This window comes from Providencia sp. 2024EL-00732 (genome assembly GCF_044006275.1).
Lineage (GTDB): Bacteria > Pseudomonadota > Gammaproteobacteria > Enterobacterales > Enterobacteriaceae > Providencia > Providencia huashanensis.
This window is the reverse complement of sequence record NZ_JBIPDG010000002.1, coordinates 109,626-132,272: the sequence shown is the minus strand read 5'-3', so window position 1 is coordinate 132,272 and position 22,647 is coordinate 109,626. Positions and strand designations below refer to the sequence as shown.

Here is a 22,647-nt window from a genome sequence, read left to right as displayed (position 1 = left end):
CAATAGAGATATAAAGATATAAAAATAACTCTTAATTTTAAATACCTTTAAATTTTGGTCTTTGAATATTTACTTTTATGTGTTAAAGATATTTATTCAACGTTTTTATTATCTTTATTTTTATTTAAATAACTACAAGGTGATTTTTATGGATATAGAAAACAGGAAGATAGAAAAAATAAGTGCTAGAGTAAAATTAGATCTTTACAACTATTTTGATTGGAATGATATTGATATCCATTATACGGTTATTAATGTTGATGAAAGGAATATATATACATTATCTAGTGATTATGAATGGCAATTAATTTATTGGCACCATGATATGGATTTATCATTAAAAGAACGGTTATTTTCTGGGGTTCAATATTGGTGTAATTATTCCGATGCATATCAGAAAATTTTAACCAAATTAGATAAAGGTAATAAAAAAGTAGATATTTGTAATAGATACAATAACTTATTTGAGATATTTTCACTTAATGCGAATCATAAAGTCCCATATGAACATTTACTTACATTGTATCAATGGCGTTCAATAGTTTCTGAATATGCATATAAACAATGGTCTGAAAATAAAACGGTTGCATTACCATTACGCCAAAAAATTGAATTAGATGAACCTGAACCTATTATTTGTAGGGGGAAGGAAACTCCTAATTTTATACGTTTTGGTCAGTTATCATTTTCAAACAAAGAAGCATTAACCATCCGTTTGTTGCTTTCCCATCGAAATATAAAGGAAATTAGCCGTATTCAAGGCTGTTCGGAGGACGAAGAATATAGAAGGCTTAATAATATTAAGAAAAAATTAAATTGTGAAATGGTATCTCAAAAGGAATGTTTTTCGGTAATGAAAGAACACGGGATTACATTAGCAAGTTTAGAAAAATTAATGCCTATTAATTAATTTAACTATTTGTTTTATATAGGGATGTAAAATTATTTTATGAAATGGAAATTACGTTTTGGCGCTGTAGCAGGGCATACCTTAGAATTTTATGATGTTGCAATTTTTGCAGCGATTTCATCATATTTAAGTGCAGAATTAACTCGCCTAGGTTATCAGCAAGCAACGGAAATGGTGTGGGGGATTTTTGCTTTACGTTTTCTTATACGGCCATTAGGGGGGTATGTGATTGGCCGTTATGCAGATAAAGTCGGTAAAAAACCGGCAATGATTTTGGTAAGTACCCTTACAGGTAGCGCTACATTGTGTATGGCATTTCTGCCAATTGAATTCTTAGGGGCATATACGCCTTTAGTCATCTTATTTCTTCAAATGTTGTTATCTTTTAGTTATGCGGGTGAAAGCCCATCACTGTCTACCTATTTATATAAAGATTCTAAGCCCCAAGAACGAGGTAGAATTTCGGCGTTGTTAACCGGAAGTGCGGTTGTTGGTGTTATTGGCTCGTTAGGGGTCGTGTTAATTCTCGAAAATATATTAGACCCTGAAACCATGCAAAGGGTGGGGTGGAGGATACCACTACTATTAGGTCTAGGTAATATACTGATCTGTTTTTGGTTTCGCTATCGTTTACCAGACCAACCCATTGAGTATGATGGGGGGAAAAAAATAGATTGGCTTAAGGCATTTAATATTTTACTGATTGTTATTCCTGGCTCGGTTATTTTTTATACCTTAAATTTTTCATCTTCATTTTTACTTAAGGAGTTAGAATTAGAAGAATTTAAAAGTATATATTCAATGATATCATCAACTTTATTATTAGTTTTAATGGCAATAATTGGTTGGTTAACCGATAAATACAGTTACTCTGAACAGGTGTTTAACTTAGGGGTAAAGCTAGCTGCCATATTATCAATTCCTATTTATTACCTAATGTCGACTAAGGTTTTATCATTAATACTTATCTCCCAATCGTCAATTATTATTGTTTCAGCGATGGTTTTATGCAATTGGAATTATGCGATGACAAAACCAGCCAATGGGCAAGTTACCACTTTAAGCATGGGATATAACCTTTCATCGACGATCATAGGCGGGTTAACGCCATTAATTATCAATTACTTAGTTATCATTGATGTTTCCTTGGTTGGTGTTTTTGTTTCGTTGAGTTCATTAACTCTATTTGCTTCATTGTTATTGAGTAAAAAAAAATTGTTAGCTATTTAAATTTAAAAGGGGATGTATGAATATAGAAAATAAACACCTAGAGCTCTCTTGTTCGGGTTTTGGTGATAAGTTTTTAAAGTATTTCGATTGGAATGATTTAGATGTTACTTACAGTAGAGTGGATGTAAGAAATAACGAGGTAAAAGTTATTTCAAGTCACTATGAGTGGGTTTTAATATTTTGGGATGATGATCTAGATAAAAAAGTAAAGGAACGATTAACCCCCGGTATTCAATATTGGAATAATTACTCTTCCGCATTTCAAGAAACATTATCTAAAACTGATAAGAAAGAAATGAAGGTTGATTTTTGCACTCAATATGGTGGTATATATGAAATTACATCAATAAATTCAAGGAAAAAATTTTCATGTAATGAATTATTAGAACTCTATAAATTAAGGGCTGTTATTTCTGATTATTCCCAACATATCTGGAAAGATAATGAAAATATTATTTTACCGCTTAGGGCAGACATAAGCTTACCTCAACAAATTGAAGATAATAATCGGGATATTTTAGATGCTCACCATTATATGCGATTTGGTAATATTCGTTTTACTCGTAAAGAAATGACAACGATTCGTTTATTATTATCACATTGCCGAGTAAAGGAAATTAGTTATATTCAAGGTTGTTCAGAGGCGACAGAAAATAAACGTATTCAACGTATTAAAGAAAAATTAGGTTGCTCTTATACTTCACCTGGTGGTTTATTTCAGGCATTAAAAGAAAATGGTATTACCCTTGCGTGTTTGGAGTCTCTGGTGAGTTACCCTTAAATACATAGGATGTTTTTCTATAAGGGAATAAATTAATAGAAAAGGGATAAACAATGAAATGGAAATTCAGGTTTGGTGTGGTTGCTGGTAATGCTTTGGAATACTATGATATTGCAGTTTTTGCTGCAATATCTACTTATTTAAGTATGGAATTAACTAAACTAGGTTATTCCCAAGCGACAGAAATGGTATGGGGTATCTTTGCATTGCGTTTTATAATCCGCCCATTTGGGGGATATGTTATTGGCCGGTATGCTGATACAGTAGGGAAAAAATCCGCTTTGATATTAACAAGCCTGATAACAGGCACGGCAACATTAATGATGGCACTGTTACCCATTGAATTGTTAGGAAACTATACACCATTAGTAATATTAATTTTGCAATTAGCACTTTCTTTTAGTTTCGCTGGGGAATATCCTTCTTTAATCACTTATTTATTTAACGATTTAGATAGGAATATTCAATCCAGAGTTTCATCAATTATTGTTGGTAGTTCTTTATGTGGCGTAATAGCATCATTAGCTATCGTTTGGGTGTTAAAGAACACATTTTCTGAAGAAATGATGCAATCAATTGGCTGGAGAATCCCATTGTTAATTGGTTTAGTTAATATTTTAATTAGTTTTTGGTTTAGAGCTAAATTACCTGATTACAAAAATGAATTAAACAGAAAAATAGTGTTCAGTTGGCACCACATTTTTGGGGTTTTCTTATTTACTATCCCTGGAACTGTCACTTTTTACTCTCAAAATTTATCAACTTCATTAATTATTGAACAATTAAAGATAGATGAGATAAAAAATTTTTATGAAATATTCTCATCCGGTCTATTGTTAATTTTTATACTGATATGTGGTTGGTTAACCGATAAATATAGTTCAGCTAAATCTGTTTTTAATATGGGAGTTACTGGGATGGTATTGCTTTCAGTACCACTCTATTTTTCCTTGCAGCTAGATAATTTACTTCTAGTCTTTTTCGCTCAGGTCGTTATGTCCACATATTCAGCGATGATATTGTGTAATTTATCAGCCGTAGTGATGGATAAATCTAATGGGCAGACAACAATACTAGGCGTTGGGTATAATAGCGCTTCTGCCTCTATCGGGGGGGTAACTCCTCTAGTTGTCGGTTATTTAGGTCACTTTAACTTAGGTTATGTTGGGCTATTTATTGCGGTTTGTGGGCTTTCATATTTTATTACGGTTTGGCTTCCAAAGCCTAAGCTGATTTAGGCTTTATTATTTTTGCTAGCCCCTCTATGGGGGCTAGCAATATTAATTTACAGACTAGAGTATCCAAGCTCTTCTAGCTCCTACTGTCGTACTTTTATGGTGTTCAGTGTGACTAAGGCACAGGGCATCAATACCTGCACTAGTTCGTGAATACCATGCACCTCCACGCATTTGGGCTCGCTTACCGTAGTTGCGTAGATAAATTTGGTCATCTGTTAGTTTCGCTAGCATAGATCGTAAACCGACCGTCGGTCAATATAATTAATAATCATTTGCATTTAAATGATGAGGTGTAATGAGCCTATAAAAAAGGGAGTTAAGTAATAGTTTGATATCTAAATAAAAATAGATAATGTAAGAGAAGGAAAAATATGAGAAATGCAGCGAGGTATCACTGCATGGATGGCTAAATTATTTTAGAAGTTGGCTAAAGCGCTGGTAGAGGATTTGGCCTAAATTATGTTGATTGTATTCGGTGCTAGTCGATAAATTATCAACCGCAGCATGCATCGAATGGTAAATCATTGTCGACATCAATTCTTTAGGCAACTCTGGCCATGCTTTGTTTTGTTCGCCAAAAGCTAAAATAGTTTTAATCTGCTCAACGGCACGGGTTTCATGATCATTGCTGCGGCCGTGGTATTCGTCATGAAATAACATGTCGTGAATATTTTGTTTTTCGACATAGTATTTGACGCTATTTTCGCACCATGCTTTTAATTTTTCACAGGCGCTTGTTTGGCTATCTAAAGCCGTTTGAATATGGCCTAAATACCAGTCCATATAGCGTGTGCGCAGGGCTTCCATGATATCATTTTTAGATTGAAAATAATGATAAAAGGTCCCTTTTGCTACATCAGCTGATAAAACAATTTCGCTGACGGTGGTACTCACAAACCCTTTAGAAAGAAACAGTTTTTCCGCTGCATTCATTAGGTCATCTAGCCTTTCTTCCGCAGGTTTTGTTCTTGGTTTTTTAGGGGGTAATGTCATAGGGTTTGTCTCTTAATATCTTGTGCTAAAAGCAAATCTGATAGGGGTATCATAGCACTTAATATTGATATGCTAAAACTTAGCTCGCTGGTAGCTTCGCTATTTTAACTATCTTTTTGGTGCTTCTATAAAAAGATAAAATAAATACAATCAATAAAACATACATTATCGCACCAATCATCCATATCCAGCCATCCCAACTTGCCAGTGTTTGACCAAAAATAAAGCTAAATAATAATGGGCCGATCACCCCCGTCGTATTGGTTAAGCTGACTAGAACGCCTTGTAGCTTACCTTGGTTAGTTTGATTGACTTGAGCTGACATTAACCCCTGTAAGGCTGGTAGCGCAATACTGCCGCCGGCGAGTAAGATTAATGTAGGGTAAATCATCCAACCCTTTGTCAATAATGACAAAATAATGAATGCTGCTCCATCAACAACAAAGCCCACAATAATCGTCACTTTTTCATTGAATTTCTTGGCGATTGCGCCCGCTACAAATGCTTGGAACAAGGCATGCATGATGCCTAACCCCGCTAAAGATAGGCCGACCTCCATACTGCCCCATTGAAAACGATGTTCCGTAAATAACACCCATGTCGTTGCTGGAATTTGCCCTATCATTTGAGTCATAAAAAAGATAAATAACAATAGTATGACTGGCTTGATCACTTGCAGGAAAGGTCGCGAATTTTCTGCTGTTTCTGTGGTGTTTTTTTCAGTATTTTTGATTTTATTATCTTTAAATATCAACATAATAACTAAAAAAGAGAGCGCATTTAAAATGGCAGCAATAATAAAAGGAAGATGAGCTGAGAATTGCCCTGTAAAGCCGCCAATTGCAGGGCCAGCGATTAACCCGATACCAAAAGCCGCCCCTAAGCGTCCAAACCACTTAGTACGCTCTTGTGAAGCAGTATTGTCAGCAATAACAGAAGCGGCGACCGCACCTGTTGCGCCAGTCACTCCAGAAATTAATCGCCCAACGTATAGCATCCAAAGTGAGCTAGATAATGCAAGCAAAGTGTAATCCACAGCAGCGCCTGCAAGAGATAGTAGTAATATTGGTCGGCGCCCGAATTTATCAGACCATTTGCCAAGTAGAGGAGCAAAAAAAACCTGCATGATGGCATACAGTGCCAGCAGGATACCGTAATGATTTGCTAAATTTTCAGCCAACACGTATTCACGTAACAATGTAGGCAATACAGGCATGATCAAGCCGATCCCCATAGCATCTAGGGCGGTGATCGTTAAAGCGGTGATCGCAAATTTATTCATTGTTTTTTCTCTATCAGTGATAGAGTTGGAATATATCCCTATCAGTGATAGAGTGTCAATAGAAAAAAAGAGAGGGCAGTATGGCGCGATTAGATAAAGAAACCATCATCACAGTGGCATTAGAGTTGCTAAATGAAGTGGGAATGGAAGGGCTGACAACGCGAAAACTAGCTCAAAAACTGGGCGTAGAGCAGCCTACACTATATTGGCATGTGAAGAACAAGCGCACATTGTTGGATGCATTATCTGTTGAAATGCTAAAGCGCAATCATCGTCATTCATTACCCGCAGTTGGGGAAACGTGGCAACAATTTTTACGTAATAATGCATTGAGCTTTCGTGATGCATTATTAAGTTACCGTGATGGCGCAAAAGTGCATTTAGGGACTCGCCCGAGTTCAGACCAATATGACACCGTAGAAATGCAGTTGCAGTTTATGGTGGACAATGGTTTTTCATTGAAATGTGGGTTATATGCCATAAGCGCGGTTGGTCATTTTACGTTAGGTTCTGTGTTAGAGCAGCAAGAACATATCGCAGCACTTAATGATAGGCAACAAATAGCAGATGATACGATGCCTCGACTATTAAAAGATGCTTTGCAAATTATGGATCAAGATGATGGCACAGAGGCTTTTTTATTTGGTTTAGAAGCATTGATTAATGGTTTCGAAAAGCAGTGATAAGGTGTCTGTGTTTTTAGGCTCGCACAATAGGGGGGATTTGTGCGAGTGGTGGATTTATTTAGAACATTGTTTTTCAATTTGGCGTTTTTGTTCTACCAATTTTTTAGCTGTTGCCATCGCGAGTTGTTCATCGGCTTGCATTTTTGCCGTAAAAGAATTGAGGTCATTTCCTACTATATCTTTTAACAGCTTATATTCGCGTGGAGCCACACATTTACATTTTTTCTCTACGGCTGCTTTTCTTTTCGCACGTTTTTTATTTACGGAAGACTGGGATTCACCAGGGGTTGGTAAGTAACTGTAAGTATTGGATTTTATGCAGTCATTATACAACTCTGTTTCGGTTGGCATTTGGTTGGAAGATTCTTTTTTAACAGAAAAGGAGTCAGCCTGTGCGGGTAATACGAATGCACTCGAAATTAATAGTGCAACAAATAGAGTTTTAAATTCCATTTAAATTTCTCTTAACATAAGAATATTGATAAAAATAAAGAATGTGTGAATGCTATCCTTTATTCTTAGAGGGGTATGATTAATACATTGATATTTGATAATTAATGACTTTTCTAAAAGGTATTATTGATCATAGCAAGTAAGGTTTTGATTTAACTTCAGGTTATTCTGAATGTTTTTTAGCTTGGGAATTATGCAGTTTAAGGTGGCTAAAAGGGTGTATTGGCGTAAAAATAGAAGGTTTTCTTGTTTATAAGCGATGGATAAATATATTCATCTATGATTTAAAAATACCACTATTTAAATAAAAAATACCCCATTACTCAATAGCTAATGGGGTATGTATATTTTGTTAGGTTCGCAATTACAGAGTGAAAACACCGATAACTGCGATCACACTAATGATCGCTGAGCCGCCATAGAAAACCCATTTAGTTGCAGGGACATGGATTTTAAAATCGTGCAGTGTATGGTGAATACGGTGCATACCACACCATACTGGCAGAATAATCATCAGTAATAAGAAAACGCGGCCGATAAAGCTTTGGCAAAATGCCATAATGCGTTCATAGCTAAGCATTTCTGGTGCGACACCCAGTGGAATTAAAATCCCTAACAGGATGATAATTGCGGGGCCAATTACAGCACTCCACATACCACCAGCACCAAATAACCCCCAGAAAATCGGCTCATCGGAACGTTTAGGCGTTAGATTCATCAGATTCTCCTTCGATTAAAATAACAATGCGATAGCTAAAATTGCCGCAGTGACGACAATCGTGACAGCCCAAAAGCCTTTAACGATAGGCTCATCAGACATTTTCTTATCTTTAACAATAATACTGACAGCTTTAGGTGCAAGGTTGAACCACGTTGTGGTATGTAGCAGCGTTGCAGCTAACGTAATGATGTTAATAATAAGAATAATTGGGTTACTTAAAAAACCAACAAAGCCAGCCCAAGACTCAGGACCGCTTTTAAGCGCAAACACCCCATACAGGACTAAAATACTGAACCAGACCTGAAGAACGGAGGTGCTTTCACGCATGATGTAAAAGCGGTAAAAACCGAGCTTTTGCCACCAGTCGCCCTTCATTTCTCTGACATAGGGTTTACGTTTCGTAGTCATGACTTCAATTCTCCTTATCGTGGCTTCAGCATGGCGATAACAAAGTCTTGCGCACTGGCAACTTTACCTTGCTGGATAGCGCCTGCAGGGTCGACATGCTTAGGACAGACTTCAGAGCAGTAGCCTACAAACGTACAGCTCCAGACACCGTTGTCACCATTTAACAAGGTCATGCGCTCTTTCGCACCATGGTCTCGGTTATCTAAATTGTAGCGCTCTGCCAATGTGATCGCGGCTGGTCCGATGAACTCTGGGTTCAGTCCAAATTGTGGGCAAGCTGCATAGCACAGACCACAGTTGATACAACCTGAGAACTGATGGTATTTAGCCATCTGTGCAGGCGTTTGTTTATTTGGGCCTTCAGATGGTTTGCGATCATTCCCAATAATATAGGGTTTGATTGCTTCTAAACGCTCAATAAAGTGAGTCATATCAACAACAAGGTCACGCTCGATTGGGAAGTTACCTAACGGCTCAACTTTCATACCTTGTGGGTATTCACGCAGGAAGGTTTTACAAGCCAGTTTAGGGACTTTATCTACCATCATGCCACAAGAACCACAGATAGCCATACGACAAGACCAACGATAAGACAGGTCTGGAGCAAGGTTATCTTTGATATAGCCTAACGCATCTAACAAAGAAGTTTGCTCATCGTAAGGGACATCATACGTCACCAAATGGGGTTCACTATCCGTTTCCGGATTGTAACGCATGATCTCCATTTTTAGGTGTTTCATATCATCCATTAGCTTGCTCCTTCTTCGCCTTATCTTGAGCTTCAGCTTCGGCACCGTAAACACGTTTAGCTGGCTGAGATTTCGTGATTTTCACATCACTGTATTCTAAACGAGGGGAGCCCTCAGGGTTATAGAATGCCAAAGTATGTTTAAGGAAATTCACATCATCACGCTCAGTACAGCCTTCATCTAAACGTTGGTGTGCACCACGTGATTCTTTACGGTTGATTGCAGAGTGAGCCATACATTCCGCCACATCAAGGCCAAAGCCTAATTCAATGGTGTACAGTAGGTCAGTATTAAAGACGCTGCTATGGTCGGTAATTTCGACATTTTTGAAGCGTTCTTTCAGTTCAGCAATCTTATCAACCGTTTTTTGCATTAATTCAGGAGTACGGTAGATACCGCAGCCTTCTTCCATCGAAATTCCCATTTCATCACGGATTTTCGACCAGCTCTCTTTCCCTTTTTGGTTCATGAGTTTGCTGAGGTCAGCTTCGATATCACGAGTACGGGCTTCGATAGCATTTGCATTGGCTGGCGTTGCCTCAGCAGCATGGCGGGCAGCTTGTTCACCGGCTAAGCGACCAAATACTACTAGCTCAGCGAGTGAGTTAGAGCCTAAACGGTTTGCGCCGTGTAAGCCGACAGACGAACATTCACCCACTGCAAACAGGCCTTTAATGCGGGTTTCAGTATTTTGATCTGTTTCGATACCACCCATGGTGTAGTGAGCCGTTGGGCGAACAGGAATAGGGTCTGTGACTGGGTCAACACCCACGTAGGCTTTCGCCAATTCACAAATAAATGGTAAACGCTCATGCAGTTTTTCTGCACCAAGGTGGCGAAGATCCAGATACACAACATCACCACGGTGTGTGCTAATGGTGCGACCTGCACGCCATTCGTGCCAGAAGGCTTGAGAAACTTTGTCACGAGGGCCCAGTTCCATATATTTATTTTCAGGCTTGCCGAGCGGTGTTTCTGGCCCCATTCCATAATCTTGCAAGTAACGGTAGCCATCTTTATTAACAAGGATACCACCTTCACCACGGCAACCTTCGGTCATTAAGATACCTGAACCTGGCAGACCCGTTGGGTGATATTGCACGAATTCCATGTCTCGTAGTGGAACCCCATGGCGAAATGCCATCCCCATACCATCGCCTGTTACGATACCACCGTTGGTATTGTAACGATAAACACGACCAGCCCCACCTGTTGCCATAACGATAGAGTTCGCACGGATTTGAACTTTGGTGCCTTCCATCATGTTAAGTGCAACAAGACCACGAGCTTGACCTTCATCGACAATGATATCTAGAACAAAATGCTCGTCAAAACGTTGAATTTGCGGATATTTTAATGATGTCTGGAATAACGTATGGAGCATGTGGAAGCCGGTTTTATCGGCAGCAAACCATGTACGTTCAATTTTCATCCCACCAAAGCGGCGGACGTTAACTGAACCATCTGGTTTACGGCTCCACGGGCAACCCCATAGTTCTAGTTGGGTCATTTCTGTAGGGCAATGTTCGACGAAATAATCGACGACATCTTGCTCACACAGCCAGTCCCCACCAGCAACAGTATCATTAAAATGATAGTCATAGGAGTCATGAGCCTGAGTAACTGCAGCTGATCCCCCCTCTGCGGCCACTGTGTGGCTACGCATTGGGTATACTTTTGAGACCAGAGCAATCTTGATATTGGGATTTGCTTCAGCGGCAGCAATTGCTGCACGTAAGCCTGCGCCCCCGGCCCCGATAATCGCTAAATCGGCATTGAAGGTTTGCACTGCGCTTCTCCATTGTTCAAGTGTAAATTGATAAATTCTTTTAAATACTTTTGATAATTAGCTATGTCATTTGTCATTTAACTTTGGGCTAAACGACAAAATATCTGTTTTTTAATAGTAAATAATATAATAGCTAATAATGACTTATCATGCTGTGAATTATAACGAATAGTCCCCAAGATAAATTTGATATAGAGGGGGGTTTTAGCCAAAATTAGCAATAAAGTGTGATCTTGATCTTCTTTTTATAAATTGTTTTTACATTTTATGTTTTTTTAGTTTGTTAACAGTGAATAAAAAGGAATTTCAAATAATTATCATTAAATTTACATACTATTATAGTATATAAAACCAAGTGGAATACTCGGGTTTTATCAACTTTAAGTGAATAATATTGTTATTATCGCTGAATATTTTAATTCATATTGAATATTTATTTGCGAGCGGCTTCACTATTTATTTTGCAGATAAATTTTATTTTATTGTTTAATTTCTAAAATAAGTTGAGAAAGCGAATCGTTTCGTTTTTTTATTAACAGTTGTGTCACATAACATAAGAAATAATCATGTTTTGTGTTCTTTTTATTCTTTTGTTCATTCTAGTACAAGCGGTACCATTTCTACTAAAAAGTAAAGACTTTGCCTAATCGTGTAAAGCAGGTGATAATCAGCATCTCTTTACTCATCTTTAGTGTCTAACACGGCCCGTAAGCAATCATGTTTTTTTACCCAGATAATTATGCTTTATCAGTGTAAATTCATTGTGTGTTGCAGGTGAGGTGGGTACACTGCACGACTAAGTTTATTTTGGAGTCATCTTCATGAGTGATATAGCGAACTGGCAGCCAACCGCCCCCATCGCTAACCTGCTACAGCGCGCAAAAATTATTGCGGAAATCAGGCGTTTTTTTACTGATCGCTGTGTACTTGAGGTCGAAACACCAGCAATGAGTCAGGCAACTGTAACTGACATTCATCTTGTTCCATTTGAAACGCGTTTTGTTGGCCCTGGAGCCGCACAGGGGCTGAATTTATATTTGATGACAAGCCCTGAATATCATATGAAACGCTTACTCGCTGCGGGTAGTGGGCCTATCTACCAATTAGGTCGAAGCTTTAGAAATGAAGAGGCGGGGAGGCACCATAACCCTGAATTTACCATGCTTGAATGGTATCGCCCACATTTCGATATGTACCGTTTAATCAATGAAGTTGATGACTTATTACAACAGGTTTTAGAATGCGAAAGTGCCGAGCTGCTTTCTTATCAGCAAGCATTTTTACGTTATCTGGATATTGACCCACTTTCAGCAGAGAAAAGTGAGTTACGAGAAGTCGCTGCACGCTTAGATTTAAGCAATATCGCTGATAACGAAGAAGATAAAGATACCTTATTGCAGTTGTTATTTACTATGGGGGTTGAACCTCATATTGGTAAAGAAAGGCCGGCAGTGGTTTATCATTTTCCGGCGACTCAAGCTTCGTTAGCTGTGATTAGCACAGAAGATCACCGGGTAGCAGAGCGTTTTGAGGTGTATTACAAAGGGATGGAATTAGCGAATGGCTTTCATGAATTAACCGATGCCAGTGAACAGCGCCAACGCTTTGAGCAAGATAACCGTAAGCGTGCGGCAATGGGGTTAGCTATTCAGCCTATTGATGAGCATTTATTGTCAGCGCTTGAGCACGGCTTACCTGATTGCTCAGGCGTTGCTGTTGGGGTTGATAGGTTAATCATGATGGCATTAAATGCAGAAAAGATTAGCGATGTCATCGCGTTCCCCGTTACTATTGCGTAACAGCGAAATAAACCGTTTCTAATAATGCAGCCAGATGGCTGCATTATTGTTTTACAACCAATAAAAGTTATTTTTGTTGTTCTAGAAATTTAACGCCTAAATCAGGGAAGTCGGTAAAGGCACCATCAACATTTGCTTGGTTATAGATGATGTCATAAAGCTGCTGCCCATCTTTTGCATATTTAGGTAGCTTGTCGACACGAATGGTGAATGGGTGAACTGCCATTTTGTTTTCATGGGCTTCTTTTACCATATCATTCACTTTGATATTAGTTGGGGTAGACTCTTCATCGATTAGCATATGGTAATCAGGGCCAATACCATCAGCGTATGTGGCAATTTCTTTCATTGCACCAGGTTTCATCATCCAGTCGTAATTATAGTTAACCCAAGTACCATCTGGTTTTTGTTCTTGAGTTTCATTCCAGTCCGTGTAAGCGATCAACTGAATTAACTTAAGATCCATCCCCATTTCAGGCATCAATGTGTTTTTAATCCGTTTTAGATCATTTGGGTCAAACGATTGTAGGTAAACATTAGAGTCTTTGTTGGTATAGCCATATGCTTTTAGCACCTCTAGTGTTTTTTTAGTGATATCTTTCCCTTCTTGTTGATGGAACCAAGGTGCTTTAATTTCTGGGTAAATACCAATATTTTTACCTGTGGATTTGTTCAAGCCCTGAACAAACTCAATTTCTTCTTGAAATGTATGAACACGAAAGTCTGATTTACCCATTGGGAAACGATTCGGGTAACTCTGGACTTTCTTGCCATCAACAATATCAAACCCTTCAGTGAATTTAAGAGATTTAATTTCATCCAGCGTAAAGTCTATCGCATAGTAACGGCCATCTTTGCGAGCACGATCTGGAAAACGTTCGGCAACATCTGTAACCCGATCAAGATAGTGGTCGTGTAACACCACAAGCTCGTTATCCTTTGTCATGACTAAATCTTGTTCAAGAAAGTCTGCACCTTGTGCGTAAGCCATTGCTTTAGCGGGTAGAGTATGTTCGGGTAAATAACCACTTGCACCACGATGTGCAATGACGACTTTACCTGAAGCTTGAGCTACGGCAGACACTGACATCACTAAAACCATACTTGCCACCAATGTTTTTAATGGAAAGTTCATGATTATATCTCCTTGGCACTTTAATTGGATAAAAAAAATGGGCTACATCATTTTTTGATATAGCCCACGAGTCTAGCGATTAACAATGAACATTTGATGAATGCTTATTGTGAGTTTGCTAATTCACGTTTATGTTTGCTTTCGCTTAACATCACGATAAACAGTAGAACAACCGCTAATGCTGAACCACCAATCATGACAGCGAAGCCACCGTCCCAACCGAAGAAGTCAACGGTATAACCGACGATAGCACTTGCCGCAACTGAACCCCCGAGGTAACCGAACAAGCCAGTAAAGCCTGCTGCTGTACCTGCCGCTTTTTTCGGAGCCAGTTCAAGTGCGTGCAAACCAATTAACATCACCGGGCCATAAATTAAGAAACCGATGACCAACATACAGGCCATATCAATATTTGGGTTACCCGCTGGGTTCATCCAGAATACGATAGTTGCGATGGTTACTAAGGTCATAAAGAACACACCTGTTGCACCACGGTTACCGCGGAAAACTTTATCCGACATCCAACCACACAGAAGTGTTCCTGGGATACCTGCGTATTCATATAAGAAGTAGGCCCATGAAGATTTATCCATAGCGAAGTGTTTTACTTCACGCAGATAAGTCGGAGACCAGTCCAAAACACCGTAACGTAATAAGTAAACAAATACGTTGGCAATCGCAATCATCCATAACAGTTTGTTAGGGAAGACATACTTCATAAAGATTTCTTTTGCGGTTAACTCATGTTCATCAGACTCTTTGTAGTCTGTTGGATAGTCGTTTTTGTATTCTTCGATAGGTGGAAGACCACAAGATTGTGGTGTATCGCGCATTAATGCAAATGCGATAATCGCAACAAGGATAGCAGCCAATGCAGGCATATACAGAGCAGCTTTCCAGTCGTTAAACCATGCCATACCTAACATGAATAGCAATGGCGGGATACCACCACCAACGTTGTGGGCACAGTTCCAAACAGAAACGATACCACCGCGTTCTTTTTGTGACCACCAGTGAACCATTGTACGCCCACATGGAGGCCAACCCATACCTTGGAACCAACCACAAAGGAACAATAGAACGAACATGACCATGATGCTAGAAGTCGCCCATGGTACAAAGCCCATAACTAACATGACTAAAGAGGCGAGGATCAGACCTGCGGGTAAGAAATAGCGCGGGTTTGCACGGTCAGAGAATGACCCCATGATAAATTTAGAAAAGCCGTAGGCAATTGAAATACCGGATAATGCGAAACCAAGGTCACCTTTTGAAAAACCCTGTTCAACAAGATATGGCATCGCTAACGCAAAGTTCTTTCGGACTAGATAATACGCTGCGTAACCAAAGAAAATACCCATGAAGATCTGCCAGCGAAGCTTACGATAGACAGGGTCTATCTTGTCAGCTGGCAGCCTCTGTATGTGAGGTGCTGGTTTAAAAATGCTTAACATATACGCCTCCGATGGCATGCTAAATTATTTATTCACTCATTCCTTCTCTTTTTAAGAAAATCATTGAGTGTTTATTATTGGTGAAGTAACAAAAACGAAAATAATCGAGTAATTTAAGAGTTTTTATTTTCTTAATTGCTCTAAATTGTAGTCGTTAGAAAACAATTTATCTGTAATCCAACGCACAATTATTGATTTTGTTTATGAAGTTGCATAGTAAATGACATTTGTGAATAGAATGGAACCATAATTGTTAATTATTTTGTGATTTACATCACGTATTTGTTGTTTTCAACGCTAAAAATGTACCAATCACTTTCGTTTTTGTTCCTTATCAAACATTGGTCGCATTTCTGGTCTATATTTAGTAATAGATTATAAAAATAGAATCTATACTTGTACTGATTATAGAAATGTTTATTAATGTGAGGAATGCGACATGAATGGCTCATCTGTGACTGAAACGGATGTCATCATAATTGGTGGTGGCGCAACAGGTGCAGGAGTCGCTCGTGACTGCGCTCGCCGAGGTCTAAGAACGGTTTTACTTGAGCGGCATGATATTGCAACGGGGGCGACAGGACGTAACCACGGTTTACTACATAGCGGAGCACGTTATGCAGTAACGGACAGTGAATCAGCTAAAGAATGTATTGAAGAAAACAAAATATTGAAACGCATTGCGCATCATTGTATTGAGCGTACAGATGGTTTGTTCATTACGTTACCTGAGGATAGTTTAGACTATCAGCAAAAGTTTATTGCAGCCTGCCAAGCAGCCGGAATCGATGCAACAGCAATTGACCCTGCTCAAGCCATCCGTCTTGAACCTTCAGTTAACCCTCAGCTTATTGGGGCAGTTCGTGTACCAGATGGAACTGTTGACCCATTTCGTTTAACCGCAGCGAATATGCTTGATGCTAGAGAGCATGGCGCTAAGGTATTAACTTATCATGAGGTTATTGGCCTCATTCGTAACGGGGATACTGTGCGCGGTGTTACCGTTTATGACCATCAAGCAAAAAAACAATACGATATTTATGCGGAAATTGTTGTTAATGCGGGGGGAATTTGGGGGCAAAAAATTGCAGAATATGGCGATCTAAAAATTAAAATGTTCCCCGCAAAAGGGGCTTTATTGATTTTAGGTCATCGATTAAACAATATGGTAATAAACCGTTGCCGCAAGCCTGCGGACGCCGATATTCTTGTGCCTGGTGATACTATTTCCTTGATCGGCACCACCTCAACTCATATTGAATATGACCAAATTGATAACATGTATGTCACGCCTGAAGAAGTGGATATTTTGATCCGCGAAGGCTCTATGTTATCCCCCGCACTGGCGAAAACGCGCATTTTGCGTGCTTATGCAGGCGTTCGCCCATTAGTTGCTAGTGATGATGACCCTTCAGGGCGTAATGTAAGCCGAGGGATCGTATTGTTAGACCATGCAAAACGTGATGGCTTGGAAGGGTTTATCACTATTACTGGTGGTAAATTAATGACTTATCGGTTGATGGCTGAATGGGCTACCGATAAGGTTTGTGAAAAGTTAGGTCATAATGAGAAGTGTACGACTGCTGAAGCGGCGCTTCCAGGCTCACAACATAGCGCGGAAGAAGCATTACGCAATGTTGTTTCAATTCCAGCTCCTATTCGCGGCTCTGCAGTTTATCGTCATGGAGATCGTGCTTCTGCGATTTTAAGCACTGATAGGTTAGATAAAAGTTTAGTTTGTGAATGTGAGGCGGTGACTGCTGGCGAAGTTCGTTATGCTGTTAATTCACTAACAGTAAATAATCTACTTGATTTACGACGCCGTACTCGTGTGGGAATGGGAACTTGCCAAGGAGAATTATGCGCCTGTCGTGCCGCAGGGCTGTTAAATCGCTTTAATGTCACAACGCCCCATGAAACTGAGCAACAGCTAGGTCATTTCTTAAATGAACGTTGGAAAGGCATTCGTCCAATTGCGTGGGGTGATGCATTACGTGAAAGCGAGTTTACCAGTTGGGTTTATCACGGTTTGTGCGGTATGAATGAGGCAACGCTGGCTAAAGCACCTCAGAAGGAGGAGGCGGATAATGAAATATGATGCTGTTGTTATGGGGGGAGGCCTTGCTGGGTTACTTTGTGGTATTCGCCTCACTCAATCAGGTTTGTCATGCGCCATTGTGAGCGCAGGGCAAAATGCCTTACATTTTTCCTCCGGTTCACTCGATTTATTAACCCATTTACCTGATGGACAAGTCGCTGAAAAACCCTTATCGATGTTAAGCGCACTGAAAGCACAAGCGCCAACACACCCTTATAGTCTGATAGGGGAGGCGCAAGTTGCTGTATTAGCGCAAATGGCAGAGTCTATCCTGCAACAAACTGGTATTCGTTTAAAAGGCTCTTGTGAAGAAAATCATTATCGCATCACACCATTGGGTCATAAGCGTATGACATGGTTAAGCCCTGAGGTTGTTCCTACAGCTTCTTTACATCAAAAAATGGATATAGGCAAAATTGCGGTTGTGGGGATTGAAGGTTTTTTGGATTTTCAACCACAGATGGTAGCTGATGAATTGCAGCGTGAAGGGCTATCAGCAAGCGCCCATTATGTGCACTTGCCACTATTGGATCGTTTAAGAGAAAACCCAAGCGAATTTCGAGCCGTCAATGTTGCTCGTTGGTTAGATAGAACCGAAAATATGACGCAAATTATTGAGGAGATTTCGCCTTTAGTTGTTGATGCGGAAGCCGTATTTTTGCCCGCTTGCATAGGTCTTGATAGTGAGGAACCAGTATTAGAGCTACAAAGAAGGTTAGGTAAGCCCCTGTATTTATTGCCAACATTGCCACCATCCTTGTTGGGGATTCGCTTGCATGAATGCTTATTACGTCAATTTCGTCGTCAAGGCGGTATTGTTATGCCTGGGGACAAGGTAACTTCAGTGAATTGTATTAATGGAAGAGTTGAATCTATTCAAACACGCAATCACGGCGATATATCTTTAAAAGCAAAACACTTTGTTTTAGCCACCGGCAGCTTTTTTAATAATGGCTTGGTAGCTGAGTTTGACCGCGTTTATGAGCCACTTATGGAATTAGATTTGTGTGATATTTCTGAACGTGCCAAATGGACAAATAAACAGTTTTTTGCCTCTCAGCCATATATGGCCTTTGGTGTAAAAACAGATGGTAAATTGCGTGCTCAAAAAGGGGGCGTGACCATTAACAACCTTTATGTTGCTGGTGCTGTATTAGGTGGTTTTGATCCACTAACCCAAGGATGTGGCGCTGGGGTTTCAATGATTAGCGCATTATTTGCTGCAAATGAAATTATTGGAGAAATAAGTAAAAATGAAGCCATGCAGGCGGAGGTGGCACAATGAGTATTCTCGATACGAGCTTTGAAAGCTGTATTAAATGCACGGTGTGTACTACTTATTGCCCTGTTGCAAAAGTTAATCCATTGTACCCAGGGCCAAAACAAGCAGGTCCAGATGGCGAGCGTTTACGCTTAAAAGACCCAATGCTTTATGATGAAGCGCTGAAATATTGTACTAACTGTAAGCGTTGTGAGGTTGCTTGCCCTTCAGATGTTAAAATTGGTGACATTATTGCACGTGCGCGCAACACTTATAGCCAGCAAAAACCGAAAATCCGGGATGCTATCCTCAGCCATACTGATTTAATGGGGTCGTTATCAACGCCATTTGCACCTGTTGTGAATACGATCACTGGCCTGAAACCTGTACGCCAAATATTAGATAAGGCATTGAAAATCGACCATCGTCGCGAGTTACCAAAATACTCTTTTGGGACTTTCCGTCGTTGGTATTCCAAACAGGCTGCGGAGCAAGCAAAATTTGAAGAACAGGTGGCATTTTTTCATGGTTGCTATGTAAATTACAACCATCCTCAATTAGGTAAAGACCTGATTAAAGTGTTTAATGGTATGAACATTGGGGTACAGCTTCTTAAACGTGAAAAATGCTGCGGTGTCGCATTGATTGCTAATGGCTTTATGAAACAAGCGAAACGCCAAGCTAATGTGAATTTGGAATCATTGCAAGAAACTATCCTTGAAAAGCATATTCCAGTCGTTGCAACATCCTCCACCTGTACGTTTACTATTCGCGATGAATATACCCATGTTCTTGATGTTGATACTTCTAAGATGCGTGACAATATTGAGCTGGCAACACGCTATATTTATCGCCTACTGGAAGAGGGGCGTGAACTTAAGTTGAAACATACCCCATTAAAAGTAGCCTATCATACACCTTGTCATATGGAAAAAATGGGCTGGACTTCCTACACATTAGAGCTGATTAAACGAGTACCCGGTGTTGAGTTGATTGTACTGGATTCACAGTGTTGCGGTATTGCTGGGACTTATGGTTTTAAAAAAGAAAACTATGAAGTTTCTCAAGGTATTGGGGCAGGCCTGTTCCGCCAAATTGAAGACAGTGGTGTCGATATGGTGATCACTGACTGTGAAACATGTAAATGGCAGATTGAAATGTCGACAAGCAAAAAGTGTGAGCATCCTATTTCGCTCTTAGCACGCGCATTATAAAATTCTCGTCATACTTCGCGCTGTGGCGTTGTTAGCTTTATTCGCGACCCCTAGTCATATACTTGTGTATGCCCCTAGGGTTTCGCTCATTTGCCGCCTAGCCACAACACGAATTATTTGGAGAATTAAGAGGGATGAGGCTTGTGTGGTGTTGGCTTCGTTGGTGATTTAACTGTGAATTGAAATATTGAGAATATTCAATGATTAAAAATTATACGGAATATTCACGGAATTTATTGAATTGTAGGGGTGTTATTCTTTGTTTTAGCTCAGTTTAACCCTTTTGGAGATAGCATTTAGCTATCTCCTTTTTTATTTTCAATGTTGACGAATTAATTGCTTTTTATCTGCATTATTAAAGAAGTACTTTAAGATTAGGTTTAATAGAACCCCATAAGCAGGTAAGAAAAACAGCATACAAATAAGTAGTTTAAAGACATAATCAACCAAAGCAATTTCAACCCAATTTGCGGCCATAAATGGGTCGCTACTGCGGAAAAATGCAATAAAGAAGAATGCAATAGTATCAATCAGGTTACCAAAAAACATGGCACAAGCAGGCGCTACATACCAGCGTGCATTTTGCCGTAACCGGTTGAATACACCAACATCTAATATTTGCCCAAGGACATAAGCCATAAAGCTTGCTGCAGCAATACGCGCAACGAATAAGTTAAATTCAAATAAAGATGCAAAACCTTGCCATTCACCTTGGAAAAATAACGCTGAAATAACGTATGAAATCAGTAATGCAGGTAACATTACAGCAGTAATAATTCTACGGGCAAGTGGTGCGCCATAAATACGAACGGTTAGGTCTGTAGCAAGAAAAATAAATGGAAAAGTAAATGCACCCCAAGTGGTATGGAAGCCCAAAATATTAATTGGCAACTGCACTAGGTAATTACTTGAAGTGATAATTAGTACATGAAATAAAGATAGCCAGATTAAGGCGGTGGCTTTTTGCCGCACAGTAAAATCAAACATATTGTACCTTTTTAGTCGCAATGGGGTGAGGGAACCCATGAAATACATCCCTAAATCGGGAATTGCGCATCATACGCTTGTTGCGCAACAAAAGCAAAACTGTTCACTCATCGCGAGCAATTTTATTATATAATTGGCTCATTGATTACTTTGAGTAGAAGCGTTTTTATGTCTGACTTATTTGCAAATGCGAGCAAAACCCTTGACACACTTGGCTTACGTTGCCCTGAGCCTGTTATGTTAGTGCGTAAAACAGTCCGTAATATGGCAGAGGGTGAAACATTGTTAATTATTGCTGACGACCCTGCAACAACCCGCGATATCCCAGGTTTCTGCCGCTTTATGGAACATGAATTATTGGCTGTTGAAGCTGAAACGACACCTTACCGTTATTTATTGCGTAAAAAGGCGGGCGGGTTGTAATATTAAGTATGCCAATTCCTGCCATAAGGCAGGGATTGAGAATATCACTGAAATTTAACTTATGAAGTATGCTGTAAGTCCAATATTTCTTGGTAGCTTAACCCAGTAAGTTGGCTAATTAGTTCAATACTGGCCCCGAGTTCTAAGCCTTTAAGGGCAACTTCATGTTGTTTTCTATTTGTACCGATGTCAATTCCTCGGTTTACACCAATATCAATTCCTCGGTTTACACCAATATCAATTCCTTCTTGCATTCCTTGATTTTTTAAGCGTTGTGCAATGTTCATAATTGCCTCTTGGTTATTTTCAATTTGATTGATAAGTTGACTGACAACAATTTTAAAATGAGGTGAATCCATTGTAAGAAATAAGTAATTGAAAATTGTGATAATGTCATCATTGTTATGATAATTATTGTTCATCGCTTGAGCTAATAGTGTAGTCACTTTCTCAACATTTTCTCGTAAATCTTTATGCTTCATTGCTAATTCCATCACGGCAACCTTGCGGTGATTCACCAGTTCATTGTCATCAATAACGGTAATATCAACGACAGGAAATGGTTGGCTATATAAATCATTGGCTATGTCAGGCCAAGGAAAGCAATGGGTCCATGGCTGTGAATACGGGTAGGGAGTGACTTTCCCATGGTAGAACAAGATAGGGACGACTAAGGGTAAATGACGATGACCTTGTTGTAAGTGCTGATTCATTGCTGAAAATGCATAATACATCATCCTCCATCCCATAAATTTATCAGGTGTTGATTGATGCTCAACTAGCATATAAAGATAGCCTTCGCCTTGTAGTGTTTCCACAGTGTATAAAACATCTGATAACCGAGAGCGAAGTTGCTTATCAATAAATGAAGAATTGGTGATGGCCAAGGTATCAAAATTACATAACTGTTTAATATGCATTGGTAGGTGAATATCAAAAAAATCACGAGCGTTCTCAATTTTAGACATAAAGCCTTTAAATGCAGAGTCATGAGGTGTTGAGCTGTGACTTTTTACCATATTAACCTTCCCATAAT

General features: G+C 39.4%; 22 protein-coding genes. 10 read left to right on the top strand and 12 right to left on the bottom strand.

The features are described from left to right. The first annotated feature begins 148 nt into the window (after nucleotides 1-148). The 4 genes from ACHB7C_RS05710 to ACHB7C_RS05695 are packed head-to-tail and all read left to right on the top strand — an operon-like array spanning nucleotide 149 to nucleotide 4,159. Nucleotides 149-910 (top strand): helix-turn-helix transcriptional regulator, encoded by a 762-nt coding sequence (locus ACHB7C_RS05710; RefSeq protein ID WP_395346691.1) that lies wholly within the window; start codon nucleotides 149-151, stop codon nucleotides 908-910. Nucleotides 911-949: 39 nt separating this feature from the next. After that, entirely contained in the window at nucleotides 950-2,140 is a 1,191-nt protein-coding gene (locus ACHB7C_RS05705; protein ID WP_166696488.1) for an MFS transporter, read from the top strand. Between the two features lie 16 nt (nucleotides 2,141-2,156). After that, a complete protein-coding gene (locus tag ACHB7C_RS05700) occupies nucleotides 2,157-2,921 on the top strand; it encodes a hypothetical protein (protein ID WP_166686604.1) in 765 nt (254 codons plus the stop codon). A 53-nt stretch (nucleotides 2,922-2,974) separates the two neighbouring features. Then, on the top strand, nucleotides 2,975-4,159 hold the full coding sequence (locus tag ACHB7C_RS05695; RefSeq protein WP_166686605.1) for an MFS transporter: 1,185 nt from the start codon (nucleotides 2,975-2,977) through the stop codon (nucleotides 4,157-4,159). Between the two features lie 54 nt (nucleotides 4,160-4,213). On the opposite strand, the gene ACHB7C_RS05690 is transcribed toward ACHB7C_RS05695, so the two are convergent. The 3 genes from ACHB7C_RS05690 to tet(59) form a co-directional block, all read right to left on the bottom strand. Beyond that, entirely contained in the window at nucleotides 4,214-4,390 is a 177-nt protein-coding gene (locus ACHB7C_RS05690) for a hypothetical protein (RefSeq protein ID WP_395346688.1), read from the bottom strand. A 180-nt stretch (nucleotides 4,391-4,570) separates the two neighbouring features. After that, nucleotides 4,571-5,152: a TetR/AcrR family transcriptional regulator gene (locus ACHB7C_RS05685; protein WP_129466456.1), complete on the bottom strand. Its 582-nt coding sequence runs from the start codon at nucleotides 5,150-5,152 to the stop codon at nucleotides 4,571-4,573. 79 nt (nucleotides 5,153-5,231) lie between these two features. Beyond that, a complete protein-coding gene (gene tet(59) / locus ACHB7C_RS05680; RefSeq protein WP_349483652.1) occupies nucleotides 5,232-6,434 on the bottom strand; it encodes a tetracycline efflux MFS transporter Tet(59) in 1,203 nt (400 codons plus the stop codon). Between the two features lie 80 nt (nucleotides 6,435-6,514). On the opposite strand from tet(59), the gene tetR reads away from it, so the two are divergent. Next, a complete protein-coding gene (gene tetR / locus ACHB7C_RS05675; RefSeq protein ID WP_000113092.1) occupies nucleotides 6,515-7,117 on the top strand; it encodes a tetracycline resistance transcriptional repressor TetR in 603 nt (200 codons plus the stop codon). 57 nt (nucleotides 7,118-7,174) lie between these two features. Here tetR and ACHB7C_RS05670 read toward each other — a convergent pair whose 3' ends face one another. The 5 genes from ACHB7C_RS05670 to frdA form a co-directional block, all read right to left on the bottom strand. Further along, the gene (locus ACHB7C_RS05670; RefSeq protein ID WP_198860930.1) at nucleotides 7,175-7,573 is read right to left on the bottom strand and encodes a hypothetical protein; all 399 of its coding nucleotides are present in this window, start codon (nucleotides 7,571-7,573) and stop codon (nucleotides 7,175-7,177) included. A 364-nt stretch (nucleotides 7,574-7,937) separates the two neighbouring features. Then, nucleotides 7,938-8,291 carry a fumarate reductase subunit FrdD gene (gene frdD, locus ACHB7C_RS05665; RefSeq protein WP_042846361.1) on the bottom strand — a complete coding sequence of 118 codons (354 nt, stop codon included), beginning with the start codon at nucleotides 8,289-8,291 and terminating at the stop codon, nucleotides 7,938-7,940. 15 nt (nucleotides 8,292-8,306) lie between these two features. Then, on the bottom strand, nucleotides 8,307-8,702 hold the full coding sequence (gene frdC, locus ACHB7C_RS05660; protein WP_042846360.1) for a fumarate reductase subunit FrdC: 396 nt from the start codon (nucleotides 8,700-8,702) through the stop codon (nucleotides 8,307-8,309). A gap of 14 nt (nucleotides 8,703-8,716) precedes the next feature. Then, nucleotides 8,717-9,451, bottom strand: coding sequence for a succinate dehydrogenase/fumarate reductase iron-sulfur subunit (locus ACHB7C_RS05655; protein WP_004258616.1), 735 nt, complete (start codon nucleotides 9,449-9,451; stop codon nucleotides 8,717-8,719). Next, a complete protein-coding gene (frdA, locus tag ACHB7C_RS05650) occupies nucleotides 9,444-11,240 on the bottom strand; it encodes a fumarate reductase (quinol) flavoprotein subunit (RefSeq protein WP_129466454.1) in 1,797 nt (598 codons plus the stop codon). Before frdA ends, ACHB7C_RS05655 begins: the two co-directional genes overlap by 8 nt. An 821-nt stretch (nucleotides 11,241-12,061) precedes the next feature. Between frdA and epmA the strand changes: the two genes are divergently transcribed. Then, a complete protein-coding gene (gene epmA, locus ACHB7C_RS05645) occupies nucleotides 12,062-13,039 on the top strand; it encodes an elongation factor P--(R)-beta-lysine ligase (RefSeq protein ID WP_042846358.1) in 978 nt (325 codons plus the stop codon). Between the two features lie 67 nt (nucleotides 13,040-13,106). On the opposite strand, the gene glpQ is transcribed toward epmA, so the two are convergent. Both glpQ and glpT read right to left on the bottom strand, forming a co-directional pair. After that, complete coding sequence (gene glpQ, locus ACHB7C_RS05640; protein ID WP_042846355.1) at nucleotides 13,107-14,174, bottom strand: glycerophosphodiester phosphodiesterase; 1,068 nt, start codon at nucleotides 14,172-14,174, stop codon at nucleotides 13,107-13,109. A gap of 104 nt (nucleotides 14,175-14,278) precedes the next feature. After that, nucleotides 14,279-15,628 (bottom strand): glycerol-3-phosphate transporter, encoded by a 1,350-nt coding sequence (gene glpT / locus ACHB7C_RS05635; protein ID WP_166684949.1) that lies wholly within the window; start codon nucleotides 15,626-15,628, stop codon nucleotides 14,279-14,281. Between the two features lie 439 nt (nucleotides 15,629-16,067). Here glpT and glpA point away from each other — a divergent pair, with 439 nt between their 5' ends. From glpA to glpC, 3 genes are read left to right on the top strand one after another with little or no spacing between them, the layout of a single operon-like run. Continuing rightward, nucleotides 16,068-17,726, top strand: a complete 1,659-nt coding sequence (glpA, locus tag ACHB7C_RS05630) for an anaerobic glycerol-3-phosphate dehydrogenase subunit A (RefSeq protein ID WP_129466452.1) — start codon at nucleotides 16,068-16,070, stop codon at nucleotides 17,724-17,726. Next, nucleotides 17,716-19,011: a glycerol-3-phosphate dehydrogenase subunit GlpB gene (gene glpB / locus ACHB7C_RS05625; protein WP_129466451.1), complete on the top strand. Its 1,296-nt coding sequence runs from the start codon at nucleotides 17,716-17,718 to the stop codon at nucleotides 19,009-19,011. The genes glpA and glpB overlap by 11 nt, the downstream gene beginning before the upstream one ends. Beyond that, a complete protein-coding gene (gene glpC / locus ACHB7C_RS05620) occupies nucleotides 19,008-20,201 on the top strand; it encodes an anaerobic glycerol-3-phosphate dehydrogenase subunit GlpC (protein WP_048606099.1) in 1,194 nt (397 codons plus the stop codon). The genes glpB and glpC overlap by 4 nt, the downstream gene beginning before the upstream one ends. Before the next feature lie 318 nt (nucleotides 20,202-20,519). Here glpC and ACHB7C_RS05615 read toward each other — a convergent pair whose 3' ends face one another. Then, the gene (locus ACHB7C_RS05615) at nucleotides 20,520-21,188 is read right to left on the bottom strand and encodes a 7-cyano-7-deazaguanine/7-aminomethyl-7-deazaguanine transporter (protein ID WP_048606101.1); all 669 of its coding nucleotides are present in this window, start codon (nucleotides 21,186-21,188) and stop codon (nucleotides 20,520-20,522) included. Between the two features lie 168 nt (nucleotides 21,189-21,356). Here ACHB7C_RS05615 and tusA point away from each other — a divergent pair, with 168 nt between their 5' ends. Beyond that, nucleotides 21,357-21,611, top strand: a complete 255-nt coding sequence (gene tusA / locus ACHB7C_RS05610; protein WP_042846344.1) for a sulfurtransferase TusA — start codon at nucleotides 21,357-21,359, stop codon at nucleotides 21,609-21,611. Between the two features lie 59 nt (nucleotides 21,612-21,670). Here the strand turns inward: tusA and ACHB7C_RS05605 are convergent, their stop codons facing one another. After that, nucleotides 21,671-22,630 (bottom strand): Rpn family recombination-promoting nuclease/putative transposase, encoded by a 960-nt coding sequence (locus tag ACHB7C_RS05605; protein ID WP_048606102.1) that lies wholly within the window; start codon nucleotides 22,628-22,630, stop codon nucleotides 21,671-21,673. Nucleotides 22,631-22,647 lie beyond the last annotated feature (17 nt).